The sequence below is a fragment of the Gilvimarinus gilvus genome (assembly GCF_030518155.1).
Lineage (GTDB): Bacteria > Pseudomonadota > Gammaproteobacteria > Pseudomonadales > Cellvibrionaceae > Gilvimarinus > Gilvimarinus gilvus.
The window spans coordinates 1-315 of the sequence record NZ_JAULRU010000009.1; the positions used below are offsets into that span (position 1 = coordinate 1).

The following is a 315-nucleotide window of genomic DNA, read 5'->3' on the forward strand; positions in this document are numbered from 1 at the left end:
CATCTATACTACTTTAGGTACACGTTATATGGATAGAGAAGGAGAAGGGAATGCTTTGACAACAAACTATCCGAATGGAATTATTTCTGATTATAGAAAAACAGATACGAACAACAATAGAATTCGTAGAAACTATAATGCACGTTTAGGAGGTGAATATTATTTAGATGATAAAAATACATTAGGAGCTTCTGCAGGATATCGTTACAATAATGGAAATAATATTAATGATGTTAGATACTATTATTATGATGCATTATGGAATCAAACAGATAAAACTGCTCGTATCGAAAATGAAAAAGAGTTAGAAAAAAG

1 protein-coding gene is annotated in these 315 nt (G+C 29.8%); it reads left to right on the plus strand.

The window, feature by feature from the left end; genetic code table 11:
• Positions 1–28: 28 nt before the first annotated feature.
• On the plus strand, positions 29–315 hold a 287-nt coding region (locus tag QWI17_RS00045; protein WP_302720467.1), incomplete at its 3' end, for a hypothetical protein.